General features: G+C 49.4%; 18 protein-coding genes. All 18 read right to left on the bottom strand.

Going from position 1 to position 15186, the window contains the following annotated elements; all coding sequences use genetic code 11:
• Positions 1 to 7: 7 nt before the first annotated feature.
• Positions 8 to 220 carry a F0F1 ATP synthase subunit C gene (atpE, locus tag ACV3PA_RS04495; RefSeq protein WP_023469499.1) on the bottom strand — a complete coding sequence of 71 codons (213 nt, stop codon included), beginning with the start codon at positions 218 to 220 and terminating at the stop codon, positions 8 to 10.
• Positions 221 to 295: 75 nt separating this feature from the next.
• A complete protein-coding gene (gene atpB, locus ACV3PA_RS04490; protein WP_456125706.1) occupies positions 296 to 1039 on the bottom strand; it encodes a F0F1 ATP synthase subunit A in 744 nt (247 codons plus the stop codon).
• An 8-nt stretch (positions 1040 to 1047) separates the two neighbouring features.
• A complete protein-coding gene (locus tag ACV3PA_RS04485; RefSeq protein ID WP_053454404.1) occupies positions 1048 to 1434 on the bottom strand; it encodes an ATP synthase subunit I in 387 nt (128 codons plus the stop codon).
• Entirely contained in the window at positions 1431 to 1649 is a 219-nt protein-coding gene (locus tag ACV3PA_RS04480; protein ID WP_023469502.1) for an AtpZ/AtpI family protein, read from the bottom strand. The genes ACV3PA_RS04485 and ACV3PA_RS04480 overlap by 4 nt, the downstream gene beginning before the upstream one ends.
• A gap of 726 nt (positions 1650 to 2375) precedes the next feature.
• The gene (gene wecB / locus ACV3PA_RS04475) at positions 2376 to 3509 is read right to left on the bottom strand and encodes a non-hydrolyzing UDP-N-acetylglucosamine 2-epimerase (RefSeq protein ID WP_456125705.1); all 1134 of its coding nucleotides are present in this window, start codon (positions 3507 to 3509) and stop codon (positions 2376 to 2378) included.
• 125 nt (positions 3510 to 3634) lie between these two features.
• On the bottom strand, positions 3635 to 4264 hold the full coding sequence (gene upp / locus ACV3PA_RS04470) for a uracil phosphoribosyltransferase (protein ID WP_023469504.1): 630 nt from the start codon (positions 4262 to 4264) through the stop codon (positions 3635 to 3637).
• A 72-nt stretch (positions 4265 to 4336) separates the two neighbouring features.
• Positions 4337 to 5314: a hypothetical protein gene (locus ACV3PA_RS04465; RefSeq protein WP_456125704.1), complete on the bottom strand. Its 978-nt coding sequence runs from the start codon at positions 5312 to 5314 to the stop codon at positions 4337 to 4339.
• Positions 5315 to 5444: 130 nt separating this feature from the next.
• Positions 5445 to 6086, bottom strand: a complete 642-nt coding sequence (locus ACV3PA_RS04460) for an ABC transporter ATP-binding protein (RefSeq protein ID WP_456125703.1) — start codon at positions 6084 to 6086, stop codon at positions 5445 to 5447.
• Positions 6083 to 7111 carry an ABC transporter permease gene (locus ACV3PA_RS04455; protein WP_053454408.1) on the bottom strand — a complete coding sequence of 343 codons (1029 nt, stop codon included), beginning with the start codon at positions 7109 to 7111 and terminating at the stop codon, positions 6083 to 6085. The genes ACV3PA_RS04460 and ACV3PA_RS04455 overlap by 4 nt, the downstream gene beginning before the upstream one ends.
• A gap of 74 nt (positions 7112 to 7185) precedes the next feature.
• Positions 7186 to 8541, bottom strand: coding sequence for a sensor histidine kinase (locus ACV3PA_RS04450; RefSeq protein WP_456125702.1), 1356 nt, complete (start codon positions 8539 to 8541; stop codon positions 7186 to 7188).
• Entirely contained in the window at positions 8538 to 9206 is a 669-nt protein-coding gene (locus ACV3PA_RS04445; RefSeq protein WP_053454410.1) for a response regulator transcription factor, read from the bottom strand. Before ACV3PA_RS04445 ends, ACV3PA_RS04450 begins: the two co-directional genes overlap by 4 nt.
• A 79-nt stretch (positions 9207 to 9285) precedes the next feature.
• Positions 9286 to 10545 (bottom strand): serine hydroxymethyltransferase, encoded by a 1260-nt coding sequence (glyA, locus tag ACV3PA_RS04440; protein WP_050676955.1) that lies wholly within the window; start codon positions 10543 to 10545, stop codon positions 9286 to 9288.
• Between the two features lie 111 nt (positions 10546 to 10656).
• Entirely contained in the window at positions 10657 to 11196 is a 540-nt protein-coding gene (locus ACV3PA_RS04435; protein WP_050676956.1) for a TIGR01440 family protein, read from the bottom strand.
• Positions 11196 to 11636, bottom strand: coding sequence for a ribose 5-phosphate isomerase B (rpiB, locus tag ACV3PA_RS04430; RefSeq protein WP_050676957.1), 441 nt, complete (start codon positions 11634 to 11636; stop codon positions 11196 to 11198). Before rpiB ends, ACV3PA_RS04435 begins: the two co-directional genes overlap by 1 nt.
• Before the next feature lie 5 nt (positions 11637 to 11641).
• Positions 11642 to 12157 (bottom strand): low molecular weight protein arginine phosphatase, encoded by a 516-nt coding sequence (locus ACV3PA_RS04425; RefSeq protein WP_023469513.1) that lies wholly within the window; start codon positions 12155 to 12157, stop codon positions 11642 to 11644.
• A 17-nt stretch (positions 12158 to 12174) separates the two neighbouring features.
• The gene (locus tag ACV3PA_RS04420; RefSeq protein ID WP_053454411.1) at positions 12175 to 13173 is read right to left on the bottom strand and encodes an L-threonylcarbamoyladenylate synthase; all 999 of its coding nucleotides are present in this window, start codon (positions 13171 to 13173) and stop codon (positions 12175 to 12177) included.
• Entirely contained in the window at positions 13170 to 14018 is an 849-nt protein-coding gene (gene prmC, locus ACV3PA_RS04415; RefSeq protein WP_456125701.1) for a peptide chain release factor N(5)-glutamine methyltransferase, read from the bottom strand. The genes ACV3PA_RS04420 and prmC overlap by 4 nt, the downstream gene beginning before the upstream one ends.
• Positions 14018 to 15076, bottom strand: coding sequence for a peptide chain release factor 1 (gene prfA / locus ACV3PA_RS04410; protein WP_053454413.1), 1059 nt, complete (start codon positions 15074 to 15076; stop codon positions 14018 to 14020). Before prfA ends, prmC begins: the two co-directional genes overlap by 1 nt.
• Positions 15077 to 15186 lie beyond the last annotated feature (110 nt).

The following is a 15186-nucleotide window of genomic DNA, read 5'->3' as shown; positions in this document are numbered from 1 at the left end:
TCGTGGATTAAGAGTTGAGAAGAAGGAAACCGACCGCTACACCGATGATTGGAAGTGCCTCAACAAGACCGATACCGATGAACATTGTTTGACGAAGTTCGTTTTTGAGTTCTGGCTGACGTGCTTGACCTAATACTGTACCGTTTACGATAAGACCGTTACCGATACCTGCGCCGAGTGCGCCGAGTCCGATGATGATCGCTGTTGCAATAAGATTCATGATAAATTGCCTCCCTAGAGTATGTTTATTGATTTGTCGTGCTGTTATCGGAAAAGCGGATGCTTTACCTTCGAATTAATGGTCGTGCGCTGCCTTATGTCCGATGTAAACCATCGTCAGGATAAGGAAGATGTACGCTTGGATACCACCGATGAAGAGTGAGAATCCTTGCCAGATCAACATCGGGATACCCGAGATGATCGCGCCGATTGGTCCGAGGAATTGGAAATCGTTCGTACCAGAGACGATACCGATCGAAAGAATGATTCCGATCATGATTTCACCAGCGAAGATGTTTCCGTAAAGACGAAGACCGAGCGTCAACGTGTTTGCGAACTCCTCGATGATGGTAATGATAAACATCGGCGTCATGAATGTTTTCGCATAAGCGCCGAAGCCGCGCATCTTCACACCGTAGTAATGGCTCATGACCACTACGAGAGATGAAAGTGCTAGTGTCACGTAAGGATCTGCAGTTGGTGAGTTGAACCAAATGTAGTGTCCCGTCACGACGTTGAATGGGAGACCCATGATGTTGGACACAAGGATGAACAGGAATAATGTCATTCCGAACGTAAGGAAGCGACCCCCTGTTTTCCAGTCCATCGTGCTGCTGATGATACCGCGAACGAATTCGAGGAACATCTCCATCACGTTTTGAGCACCGGTTGGCTTCATCACAAGACGTCGCGTACCGGCCACGGCAATCAAGAAGACGAGAGCAGCAGCAATCAATACTGTGATCAAGTTCGTCCAGCTACCGTACAGAACGAAGTCACCCCAGAGTGGGATTTCGTAAAGTGGCATTTCGTGGTTCATTTGACTATTCACCTCTTTTCCCGCTTGAGTTCGTGAGTCAAGAACTCACAAAATTGTATGACGTGGCCGGCGAGAAGGCCTATTACCACCGCAGTTAATGACAATTCAGTTTGATATTTCAAACCGATCATCACACAGAGTACCGCGACCGCCATGCGTGAAACGGTCCCTCGAGACATTGGCTTACGCCCCGTCTCAATTACACGATACATACGATCGACGCTTAATCGTTGAAGCGTCAAAATCAGAAAGCTGCCAGTTCCACCAAGTGCTAGTCCATAGATGACTGGATCACTCGGGCGTCCGATGAGCAGCAGGACAGCCAGGATTCCGTAAAAGAGTCCAAACCATCGTAAGTACGCACGATACAACGCATCTTGAAGGATGATGTTCATGTCTTCTCCCCTAACAAGTGCCTGATCATGGCGATCATGCAAAGAATGCCGATGAAAATCCCGATGAACACGGCGAATGTCGCACCCATTTTTTCCCACCATTGTTGTTGTTCCCCATAGTTCCCAACCAAAAAGCCAATGACGATCGGTGCAGCCAGTGCCGTCGAAATTTGCGAGGCCATGACCATACTCTTCGCGAGCCCACTTTGGCGCACTAGAGACGACCCCCTTTTTTCCCAATTGCGAGTTCTTTTTCTTTCCCACAATTTGCGGATTTTCATACTAGTCAAGAATACAATGAAGCAGCTTTCATAGTCAAATGAATTCACAATAAAAACAGAGCCGAAAAACCTATACATATCAACGAATGATAAGGTTTTCACAGATGTCATCCGTGCAAGTCATTTCACGAAGATGTGAAGAAAATATGTAGTACTATCAACGGTTATAGAGATTGTTCATATGGTGAACAAAACCGTTGAATAGTAACGTTATATCGTGCTACCTCAACCGAAACAAGACCTCTAAAATTGATTTGTGTCGATTTTGTGAAAAAACATTTTTCGTTCACAATTGTAAACGCTTCCGAATCGGGACGCAAAAACAGCTCTGACATCTTTTTGTAACAATAGATTTCAACGATTTCCAGTTTTTCAATCGTGAGGTGCGTCACAGCTTAATTCGTCATTGTTTATCTTCCAGTTTCAAGGTCATCTGGTTTTACATTTTCTAAACAAATGGGTTGATTTTAGTGGAATTGGTAAGGTTTAAAGATATTATCCCTCTAAATCAATCGTTCCGATACGATGGATTCCACGACATGAAAAAGAATCGCTTTCTTCACGCGACACCTCAGGAAAAACACGAGTCTTCGTGCTGTCAGAGACAAGTGATCCTGAGGCGAGCATATGAATATCAGCGATTCGAATGATAATAGTAGCTTATTGCGTGAGTAACGGCGCAGGAGCTTCCCCTTGACCGAAATGATGCAAGATTGCTTGAACGATTCGTTCTGATGCATGACCATCACCATATGGATTTGAAGCATGTGACATCTCTTTATAGAGTGTCTCATTCGTCAAGAGTTCTGTTGCCATTTGATAGATCGTCTCTTCTTCCGTTCCGGCAAGTTTCAACGTGCCAGCAGTAATTCCTTCTGGACGCTCCGTCGTATCTCGCAAGACAAGAACCGGAACACCGAGTGACGGTGCTTCTTCTTGTACCCCACCGGAATCCGTCAAGATTAAGTGAGCACGGCTCGCGAAATTATGGAAATCAAACACATCGAGTGGAGCAATCAACGAAATCCGGTCATGCCCTTCAAAGACGGTCTTCGCTGCTTCCTGAACGACTGGATTAAGGTGGACCGGATAGACGACATGGGTATCCGGGAACGCGTCGACGAGGCGACGAATCGCGCGGAACATCTGATGCATCTTCTCGCCTTGGTTCTCACGACGATGTGCCGTCATCAAGATTAATTTTCGGTTCCCGACCGTCTCAAGCATCGGATGCACGTAATCGGTTTGAACAGTCGTCTGCAACGCATCGATTGCCGTGTTTCCTGTGATGTAGACGCCAGCATGTCGATTCTCAGACGCAAGGTTCGCTGCCGCTTGTGCGGTTGGAGCAAAGTGCAAGTCGGCAAGCGTCGACGTTAACTGACGATTGACCTCTTCCGGGAACGGAGAGTATTTATTATAGGTGCGTAGCCCCGCCTCGACGTGACCGACCGCGATTTGGTTGTAATAGGCAGCAAGGCTTCCGACGAACGTCGTCGTCGTGTCGCCATGGACGAGGACAAGATCCGGCTTGACCGCTTTCATGATGGCATCGAGTCCTTCGAGACCACGCGTCGTGATATCGACGAGTGTCTGACGTTGTTTCATGATATTCAAGTCGTGGTCTGGTTCGATCTCAAACAGTTCAAGCACTTGATCAAGCATCTCGCGGTGCTGGGCAGTAATCGTAACATGAACATCGAATGCAGGGTGTTGCTTCAGGGCGTTGACGAGCGGTGCCATCTTGATGGCTTCCGGTCGTGTCCCGAAAATCGGCATGACTGTAATCGGCATGGTGACTTCCTCCTTTTTTCCTTTTTTCATTAAAGCATATTTCAGCAGTCTTGCGCAGTTTACGAAATAGCAACGAAAAGACCGCAGATCATCGTCTGCGGTCTTTTTTATATATCTTACTGTTTTTACTTCGTTCCGAAGAGACGGTCTCCTGCATCACCGAGTCCTGGGACGATGTATCCGTGGTCGTTCAACTTCTCGTCAAGTGCCGCGAGATAGATGTCGACGTCCGGGTGTTCTTCTTGAACGCGTTTAACGCCTTCAGGTGCTGCACAGAGACATGCGAGCTTGATGCTCTTTGCCCCTTGTTTTTTTAACGAGGAGATGGCGTCTGCCGCCGAACCACCTGTCGCAAGCATTGGGTCAACGACGACGAAATCACGTTCTGCGACGTCTGTTGGAAGCTTGAGGTAGTATTCCGTTGGCTCGAGTGTCTCCGGATCACGGTACAAACCGATGTGACCGACTTTGACGTTTGGCATCATGCGAAGCATACCATCAACCATACCGAGACCAGCGCGGAGAATCGGGACGATCCCGAGTTTCTTGCCTTCGATCATCTTTTGCGTCGTCTTCGTGACCGGTGTCTCGATCGCGACATCTGTGAGTGGAAGGTCACGTGTGATTTCATATGCCATCAATGAAGCCACCTCGTCGACAAGTTCCCGGAATTGTTTCGTTCCTGTTTCGACCTTACGCATGATCGTCATCTTGTGCTGAATCAATGGGTGATCAAATACATGTACTTTACTCATTGTTTGCATCTCCTCTCCATTCTCTTTTCGCATTGTACTCTAAAAGCGTACTGCTTGGGAACTGTTTTTTCGTCAGTCCCCAAGCGTGCTCTTGCCAGAAAGAATTGCCTTCGCTGCATAAGACCATTCATTCTCGGGTTGTTCTGCGAGTTCTTGAAGGGTTGCTCGGTAGTCGCCTTTTTTATATTTTTGTTCATAGACTGCTTGCATCCATAACACGTCACTCATATAACCCGATTTCGGGAAGTCTTCCCGGTAAGCGATATAGTCTGCTTGTGTCGTCTTTTTCAATTTTCCAGCTGCGATCAATTTATAGAATCTTGCCATACCTGCCGTCTCTTTATTTTTTAAGACATCTTCACTCAACAGGTCATCGGCTTCTTTATAATCCTTTGCTTGTACGGCCGCAACTGCTTCCTTCAATGCGACTTCTGGCTTCAGATTACTCGTTTTCGTTGTTTTCTTCTCTTTAACTGGTGTCGCTTCTTTTTGCTTCACTTCTGTCTTTTGCTTCTGATCCGTATTCAATTTTTCATTTTCTTTTTTCAACTGCTCGACTTCTGTTTGTAAAGCTGCTAACTGTTGCGCAACTTTTTGGTCAGTGTCTTCTTTTGGTGCAGCATTCTCTGAAGCGGTAGACCATGCTTGAATCCCTACGAATAAGAGACCGGCTGCCGCCACTCCTGTTGCCGCCATCCACCATTGATTTTGATTCACCGCTTGCCGCCACGGTTTTAATTTGGCATGTTTTTGAATCGCTTCTGGCAACGCTTTGAACCGTTTCTTTGCAAGACGGCGTCCCCCTGCCTTAGAAGCAATCGCAAGACGATATGTATAATATTCAACCGGCATCGGTAGATGTTTCCATTGTAGAAGCCGTGCATCTGCTTGTTCGTAAAAACCCGCTTGTTGCATGATGATGATGGTTTTGAAATCTTCATATAGTCGTTTGTATTCTGATTTCGTTGTACTCTTCTTCTCCAACCATTTCACCATTTGGCTTCCTGTCGTCGACGCGAGCTCGGCTTGGGTCAACTTCGTAATATTCATAACGCGTAAACTCCTTCATTTCCTTTTTTAAAAAGTATAGCAAATTTTTGGAATGACATCGCCCTCTCTTATTAAGATCAAAAAGAAAAAAATCGCTTTCCCTTTACCCGAAAGCGATTCCTCTAATTTTTTATTTTGAAAAGATTTTTCCATCCTCGATGCGCCAGATGCGATCACAAACATCAAGCATCCGTTCATCATGGGTGATGACGATGATCGTTTTGTTCCCATTGTGTGCTTGTTGCTGCAATAACTCCATCACCCGGCGCCCATTCGTATAATCGAGACTTGCGGTCGGTTCGTCCGCTAGGATGAGTTGCGGATCGTTGACGAAGGCTCGGGCAATCGCGATTCGCTGGCGTTCACCACCCGATAAGGCATGCGGTAAATGATCTTTTCGATGTTCAAGTCCGAACATGGCGAGCGCTGCGACCGCATCGACTGTTCGTCCTGCTTCTTTCGCGACCAGTTCAAGTTGCTCACGAGCTGTCAAAAATGGAACGAGGTGGGATTCTTGAAAGATGAATCCGACTTCCTCGAGTCGTAAACGCCGACGTTCTGCGTCCGACGCTTCACTGACGCAAGTGCCATCAAAATAGACAGCACCGTGCGTCGGCGTTTGCAATAAGCCAAGTAATTGCAGCAACGTACTTTTCCCGCTCCCACTTGGTCCGACGAGGGCAATCAGTTCCCCTGCTTCTGCCTGTAAGTTGATATCATGCAAAACGGTCATCTCGCCATAACTCTGTTTGATCTGTTCTAACTGAATCATCCGTTCATTCCTCCCATCGCATCTGCCGCCTCGAGTTTCTTGACCATCCGTAACGGAACGAGTGCACCGAGGATCGCCGTGACGAGTAGAATGCCGCCGTACATCAGACTCGTTGACCATTCAAAACGGAAGGGAAGATCCGTCGGTAGGAAACGACTCGTCACATAGGTGATGGCGACACTGACTCCAAAGGCAAGGCTCGTCAGGATGATGACTTGAACGAGCAGACTCGCTCCCATCGTCCGGGTCCGGATACCGATTGCTTTTAGGACACCGAGCTGTTTCATCTTCTGCATCGTCAAGATATAAAAGAATGCTGTCAGAATCAATGCCCCGATGACAACGAGTGCGATGCGCATCATCTGAAAAGAATTTTGCTCTGCTGCATAGCCGGGTACGTTCTGAACAATCTCTTGTTTTGAAAAGACGGCTTGATCGGTCTGCAGTGATTGTCCGATGTACGCCGAGACATACGACGCGCCCATCTTTGACTGCCATGCTTGCCAGGATTCATCCGTCATCCAAAGAACAGGGGCATGACTATAACGACCGTCTGTTACCGTTCCAGCAATCCGAAACGTCTCTTTCGTCCGAAAATCTGTGATCGTATCGCCGACACGTGTTCCCCGTTGTTCCGCGTATGCGGCATCGACGAGCACCTCACCTTTTTGCAGCGCTTGAAGTTGTTTCGGACCATATCGTGTCGCTTGCGGTAACGCAAAGACCGTGACATCGTCCTTCGTTCCGTTCTTCTTCTCAAGCACCATGTTCTGGACACCGAGTGCTTCCGCTCCCTTTGGTGTCTCGTCAGCTTTTAAAAAGGAGCGTGTCAATTGTCCTTCTGCGTCTTTGCTCAGCGCAAACTGTTCGACCGGCAGATTACGGACAGCAGCACCATTATCATAGGCAAGTCCGTCCGCAAGACCGGTAATCATTAAAATCAATAAGACGATCAACATCGTCACGATTGTCATCCAACTGAATCGTCCTTTCATCCGGACGAGTTCTTTCCATCCTAATTTCATTGCGTATCCCTCCTGTATGTTCGCTACAGGATAGATGATACAACCGCAATATGAACGGAACATGAACGCAGATGTCACGCGCGTAAAAAAGTTAACGTTACGGTCAGACCGGATGTGTCAGTCGACAAGCTTGCATCCCCACCGAGTTGACACATCGTCTCTTTGACGATGGCGAGACCAAGTCCCGTACCGCGTGACGACCGGGCAGCATCCCCTTGATAAAAACGTTCGAAGGCGTGTGCGATCTGTTGTTCGGTCATGCCCGGTCCTTCGTCCTGGATTCGGACAATGACCTGATTTGCTTGTTCTCGCGCTTGAATGTGAATCGTCGCTCCTTCGACTGAAACCGAGATGGCATTTCGAATGACGTTCTGGAAGATATGTTCAAGCGCACCAGCGTCTGCTTGAATCTGTAATGTTGCTGGTACATCAAGCGCGACCGCAATCCCTTGCTCATCAAGTTGAAAAGCAAGTGTTGTTAGTGTCGTTTCAAGACTCGTTCGTAGATGAAGGGCTTGTCGTTTGAAGCGTCGTCCTTCATCGAGCTTCGCTAAGATCAACAATTGACGCGTCAACTCTGACATCCGCTCCGCTTCTTGTTGAATGATCGTCCGTTTCGTGACGTCTTCTCCGGTCACATGGAGTTGCCCTGCGTACCCTGAGATTGTCGTCAGTGGTGACTGAAATTCATGTGAGACGTTCGCAACGAACCGGCGTCGTTCTGTATCGGACGCATCGACTGCTGTTGCCATCTCATCAAACCGGCGAGACAGTTCACCGATCTCATCGCTCGCTTTCGTTCCGACGCGAATTCCGTAGTCCCCGTCCGCCATCTGTTCCGTCGCTTTTGTCAGTCGACGGATTGGACGAACGAGATAACGAATGGAGAAGACGAGCAAGAGGAAGCTAATGACGACAAGCAGTGCGAGAAACAGACCGACGAACAGATGCAGTTCGCGGATTTGTCGACTCAAGTCCGGGCGAACGAAAATCGCATCCGTTCCTTGCGCCGTCTTGACTGACGTCCCGTACGTATTGATGACTTCGTTATCAAACAAACCGAGTAAGAAAAGATGAAACGGGTACTCACGCATGCCGTAGTACGGTTGTCCCTCCTTCACTTGCTTGACGACTTGATTCGAAAGAGCTTCATCACGAAACGTATTTCCATACCGCTCGATTCCGTCGTCGGTTCGCACATACAGTTGAAAGCCGGTCGCTTGCAACATCTGATAAAACGATTCCGTTTTTCCATCCCCGTGCGTCTCGTAATAATCGATTGCTGTCTCGACCGCTTCCTCGACTTTTTGGCTATAGCTGTCCTGCCAGAATGAATAGTAGGCAATGTTACTGATTAAAAGTGCGAGTAGTGCCGACACGAGTAAGACGACGCAGACGAGTCCAACAATCTTCGTATAGAGGGATCTCATGCGTCGACCTCCAACCGGTACCCGAGTCCGCGGACCGTTTCGATCTTCACTTGCTTCGTTTCTTTCAAACGTCCACGGAGTCGTTTGATATGGACATCAATCGTTCGGTCGTCCCCCATGAAATCAAGACCCCAAACGTGTTCGATCAATTCCTCTCGGCTGAAGACACGTCCTGGAAAACTGGCCAACTGATGTAATAATTCGAACTCACGCCGTGGTAACGTCCACTCGGTTGACTGGATCGTGACGAGTTGGCTACGTTTATCGATCGTGACGTCCCCGAGATGTAAGACGGGTTGTGCCGCTTTTTGATAGCGCCTAGCAACAGCGTGGAGCCGAAACAGCAGTTCTTCCGGATCAAACGGTTTCGTGATGTAATCATCGGCACCTGCTGCAAAACCGTCCCGCTTATCTGTCAGTTCACCGAGTGCCGTCAGCATCAGGATCGGGATATCCCCGTTTTGCCGCAACTGCTTACATAGAACAAGACCGGTCTGACCCGGAATCAAGACGTCGAGCACTGCTGCTTCAAACGTCATCGTATCAATCCAAGTGAGCGCCTCGTTTCCGTCTGCTGTCGCTTGCACGGAATGACCGTCAGCTTGTAACGTCGATACGACGAGTGCTTGAATATGCGGGTCATCTTCTACGACTAGAATATGCATCGTGCTCCTCCTTTCTTTTAAGACAAATAAAAAATCCCCTTCCCCCTTCTCATAACGAAAAGGACGAAGGGGATGACAATCATCCGCGCTCTGGGTAGAGTGGGAAACGACCTGTCAAGGCAACGACACGCTCACGTGCTTGTGCGAGAACGTCTGCTTCTTCTGGGTGATTCAAGACGAGTTCAATCAACTCTGCGATTTCTTTCATCTCTGCTTCTTTAAAGCCGCGTGATGTCATCGCTGCCGTTCCGATCCGGATACCGCTCGTAACGAACGGGCTCGCTGGGTCGAACGGAATCGTGTTCTTGTTGACTGTGATACCTGCTTCATCAAGCGCGTGCTCTGCAAGTTTTCCTGTGATACCGAGTGGTTGCAAGTCGACGAGGAGCAAGTGATTGTCCGTTCCGCCTGAGACGATTCGGAGACCACGCTTCGTCAATTCTTCACCGAGAACTTTTGCGTTCGTGACGACTTGACCGATGTAGTCCTTGAACTCTGGTGCAAGTGCTTCACCGAATGCAACAGCTTTTGCAGCGATGACGTGCATGAGTGGACCACCTTGGATCCCTGGGAAGATGGCTTTATCGATCGCTTTCGCATGCTCTTCTTTACAGAGGATCATTCCACCACGTGGACCACGCAACGTCTTATGCGTCGTCGTCGTGACGAAGTGTGCATGCTCGACTGGGTTCGGATGCAGACCAGCTGCGACGAGTCCCGCGATATGCGCCATGTCGACCATCAAGTAAGCACCGACACTGTCCGCGATTTCACGGAAACGTTTGAAGTCGATGACGCGCGGATACGCCGATGCGCCCGCGACGATTAATTTTGGTTTATGCTCTTCTGCTAATTTCGCGACGACATCGTAATCAATCATCTCTGTCTCTTGATCGACACCGTATTCCACGAAGTTATACTGGACACCGGAGAAATTGACGGGACTACCGTGTGTCAGATGGCCACCGTGTGACAGATTCATCCCGAGGACCGTATCGCCTTGTTCAAGAATCGTGAAGTAAACCGCCATGTTCGCTTGTGCACCAGAGTGTGGTTGCACGTTTGCGTGTTCTGCACCGAAGATTTCCTTCGCGCGGTCACGTGCGAGATTCTCAGCGAGATCGACGTACTCACAGCCACCATAATAACGGCGACCTGGATAACCTTCTGCGTACTTGTTCGTCAAGACGCTGCCTTGTGCTTCCATGACAGCTTGCGAGACGAAGTTCTCGGATGCGATCAATTCGATGTTATCGCGTTGACGACCTAGTTCCTGGCGCATTGCCGAAAAGAGTGCCTCATCTTGTTGTTTCAGATACGTAAGCGGTGTTTGTTCCATCTGAATTCCCCCATTTCATTTCGATAGACCTATCTTAACACGAATGTTTCGTTCCCGGCATCCCCTAAAACAACATCAAAAAAGCAAGGGGTGCGCAACCCCTTGCATCAATCATTCGTATTTAGCACGTGCGCCACCGATTAATTTCGGTCGTGTCACGGCTGCCGTCACGTGTGCCTCACCAATTTCCTTGTGCGGCAAACGCACCGGAATCGCAACAGCCTTCAAGTGCATCCCGATGAACGTGTCACCAATATCAATCCCGGCATCTGCCTGAATCGTTTCGACGACGACCGGTGCCGAGAACCGCTGATAGGCAGCACTCGCCATCGATCCACCGGCTTCTGGTACGGGAACGACGGTTACTGGATCGAGTCCGAGTCGCTCTGCCGTTTGCCGTTCTAATGTCAACGCCCGGTTGATGTGCTCACAACCTTGGAAAGCGAGATCGACTTGATGCGACCGACGGAAGGCATCGAAGACGTCAAATAACGCGTCTGCGACTTCTGGTGAACCGGCTTTGCCGATCTGTTTACCGATGACCTCACTCGTCGAACAGCCAATCACGAGCAATTTTCCTTTTAAGGAAAATCGTTCATCCAGAGCGTTCAGTGCTTCTTCTAAATCGTGCTGGATGCGTGTTACGTCCATTACTTCACCTCATAATCTGAGATTTTGCAAACGCGGTTCTCATGGCGACCGCCTTCGAATTCTGTCTCAAGCCAAAGCTGTGCGATCTCGCGTGCCAGTCCTGGACCGATGACGCGTTCGCCCATCGTTAAGATGTTCGAGTTGTTGTGTTGACGCGTCGCTTTCGCACTGAACGTATCATGGACGAGTGCTGCTCGAATACCCTTGACCTTGTTCGCTGCGATACCGATCCCGATACCTGTGCCACAAATCAAGATGCCGCGATCAAACTCTCCGTTCGCGACTGCCTCAGCGACGGGAATCGCTACATCCGGATAATCAATTGAGTCGGACGAATACGTACCGAAGTCCGTATATTCGATGCCGAGCTCTTGTAAGAGATCGTTGATTTCTGCCTTTAACTTAAAACCGCCATGATCCGCGCCGATTGCTACTTTCATCTTTACTATTCCCCCGTTTGTTTAGGTTGTTTTTTCGGAAGTTTCCGTGTATCCGGAGCTTTTCTTCCGTTTCCGTTCTGCGTCAATTTTAACACAAGACGGTTGACGAGGGGTTCGAGTTCATTGCGTACTTGACGATAGACGTTCATCGATCCGCCGTACGGGTCGTTGATATCTCGTTCAAGCCCTGTCACGTATTCGTATAAGGTAAACGTCCGTTCTTTCAGTTCCGGATACCGTTCACCGACTTCTTGCTTGTGCTGACGCGTCATCGTCAAGATGATGTCGGACCAGCGTCCGAGTACATCATCAAAGACTTGCGTATAGTGCTCGAGTTCGATTCCGCGTTCGCGTAACACTTGTAATGCGTTTTCGGACGCATCGAACCCTTGCATCGAACGTAGTCCTGCTGAACGGACGTCAAATTCCTGATCAGCGACTTTCGAGCGTAGTAACGCCATCGCCATCGGGCTACGGCATGTATTTCCTGTACAGATGAATAAAACGCGACGTGTGCTCATCTCCGTATCCTCCTTCTTCAAGGGCGAATGACCCGACCACCTGCTGCTTTATGGAGGCGGTTGCGGACCGCAAGCCCCACCCCTTCTTCTGATAGGTCTCGTACAAAAATCTGATCCACCGTCGTCTGATCAAATCGCCGTAAACAATCGTAAAGACGTTGTGCCGCCGTCTCCATCGAATTACCAAGGGAGCAGCGAACATCTGCGTCGACGTCCTCCCCATCAAACAAAAGAACGCCCGTCTTGTGTCCGGTTTGTCGTGCATCATCGATGAGTTGCTGTAAGAATGAGAGATCCCCTTCAACGACGGACAGTGTGGCTTCCGGCGCATAGTGGGTATATTTCATCCCGGGTGCCTTCGGTGTAACATCTTTCATCGATAAGGCAGGATCGAGTGTGACAGGACCGATGATTGTCTCGATTTGTTCGCGTGTCACGCCACCCGGTCGTAAAATCGCCGGCGGCATCATCGTACAATCGATGACAGTCGATTCGACCCCGATGCCCGTTTCCCCTCCATCGACGATCGCAGCGATGCGTCCCGAGAGGTCATGTGCGACATGCGCAGATGACGTCGGTGAAGGTTTTCCGGAACGGTTGGCACTCGGTGCTGCGAGACCCAACCCTGTCGCTTCAATTAACTGAAGCGCGAGCGGATGGTCTGGCATCCGTAATCCGATCGTATCTAGTCCTGCTGTGACGAGTGTGGATGCGGTGCCGTTCGATTCAAGGATGATCGTCAAGGCTCCTGGCCAAAACGCCTCCATCAAACGTGCCGCGACATCTGGAATGTGCGTGACGAACTGATGTGCCTGTTCTACGGATGCGACATGGACAATCAACGGATTGTCAGAAGGTCGACCCTTCGCGGCGAAGATTCGCCGAACAGCCGCTTCGTTCGTGGCGTCCCCTGCGAGACCATAGACGGTCTCGGTCGGCATCGCTACGACCTCTCCTTCCTGCAATAACCTCACTGCTTCATCCATTGTCTGTAAGTCAATCATTTCCGTCTTCACGCTGTACAATCCTTTCGTTCCGCATACACGATACGGTCTTTACCGTTTATATCTTTTAAAATACCCGTTTCCGCATTTGGATAACGTTCTTTTAACATCATTTGCACTTCTGGTCCTTGATTGTGTCCAATTTCAAACGCAATCAGTCGAAAATCATGGCGTAGGACCCGTCCACTCTCTTCGACGAGACGTCGGTAAAAGACAAGACCGTCTTTTCCGCCGAACAGGGCGAGATGTGGTTCATGGTCGAATACGACCTCACTGAGTAATTCTTCTTCCTCGATATAAGGAGGATTCGAGACGAGTACCCGCACGGAATCGTCCGCAAGTGGTGCTAGCAAGTCTCCTTCAAGGAATGTCAAGTCTCCACCAAGCGTTGCTTGATTTCGCTTTGCGACCGCGATTGCAGCTGGTGAGATATCGACGGTCGTGACCGGTTGTTCGAGTTCAAGCGCAAGCGTGATTCCGATCGCGCCACTGCCCGTTCCGATATCGACGATCTGTCCTGTCGTGAACGTCTCATCTTTCAGACGCTCCGTGACGAAGACGATCAATTCTTCCGTTTCCGGTCGTGGAATCAAGACATCCGGTGTGACACTGAAGTCTCGTCCATAAAAGGGTTGATACCCGATGAGGTGTTGGACGGGAACCCCGTGGACATGAGCGAGCAAGTATTCACTGAATCGTAAATCCTGTTTCGGCGTCAATTCATCCGATAGACGGACAAGGAGTCCCGTCCGGTCGACTTCTAAGACGTGCATGAGTAACCATTCGGCACTCGAACCCTCGCGTCCTGCTTGTTCCATCATCGTTTTTGCATCATTTAAACGTTTTGCAATCCGCATCAGTTTGCCGCCTCCGATGCCCGCGCCTGATACTCCATGACGAGCGTATCGATGACTTCATCCATCTCTCCTTGCAGGATCCGGTCGAGCTTTTGGATCGTCAAACCGATCCGGTGATCGGTCACCCGGTTTTGGGCGAAATTGTACGTCCGAATCCGCTCCGAGCGGTCACCTGTTCCAACAGCCGATTTCCGTTTTTCATCGTATTCGGCTTGTTGTTCACGTTGAATTTTATCGTAGACACGCGCCCGTAAGACCTTCATCGCTTTTTCCTTGTTCTTGATCTGCGACTTCTCATCCTGACAACTCGCGACGATTCCGGTCGGCACGTGCGTGACACGGACAGCGGATTGCGTCGTATTGACAGACTGTCCCCCCGGTCCACTCGATGTGAACGTGTCGACGCGGACATCCTTATCGTGGATTTCGACTTCAACGTCTTCTGCTTCCGGTAAGACGGCGACGGTCGCCGTTGACGTATGGATCCGTCCACCGGATTCGGTCGACGGGACACGTTGCACGCGATGTGCGCCGTTCTCGTACTTCAGCTTCGAGTAAGCACCGGTTCCTTTAACGATGAAGATAATTTCTTTATAGCCACCGAGCTCCGTATAGCTCGCGTCGATGATTTCGATCTTCCAGCTCTGTTTTTCCGCGAACTTCGAATACATCTTGAAAAGATCCCCGGCAAACAAGGCTGCTTCGTCTCCACCTGCTGCACCACGAATCTCAACGATGACGTTCTTATCATCATTCGGATCCTTCGGTAAAAGTAACGCTTTCAGCTTGGCTTCGAGTTCTTTAATCTCCGGCTCAAGCATCGCGACTTCTTCCTTTGCAAGGTCGCGCATCTCCGGATCCGTCAACATTTGACGTGCTTCTTGATAAGCTTCCATCTTCTCGCGATAGATGCGGTACGTTTCGACTGTCGGAGCAAGTTGCGACTGCTCTTTTGAAACCTCACGCAATTGATTCGTATCATTAATGATGGCTGGATCAGCCAACATATCATTCAGTTTTTCATAACGGTCCTCTAAGGCACTCAATCGATCCAACATCTCGGTCATCCTTCCTGGCGATTCTTCTGTCGTCAGTATAGCAAATATTATGATAGAGGGTGTCATCGTCTTCTCGAAAAGAAGCATTGACAGATTGGTATCCACTTCCT

It is taken from the genome of Exiguobacterium sp. EA-TM-5, from assembly GCF_053878415.1.
This window is presented reverse-complemented; position numbering and strand designations above follow the sequence as displayed.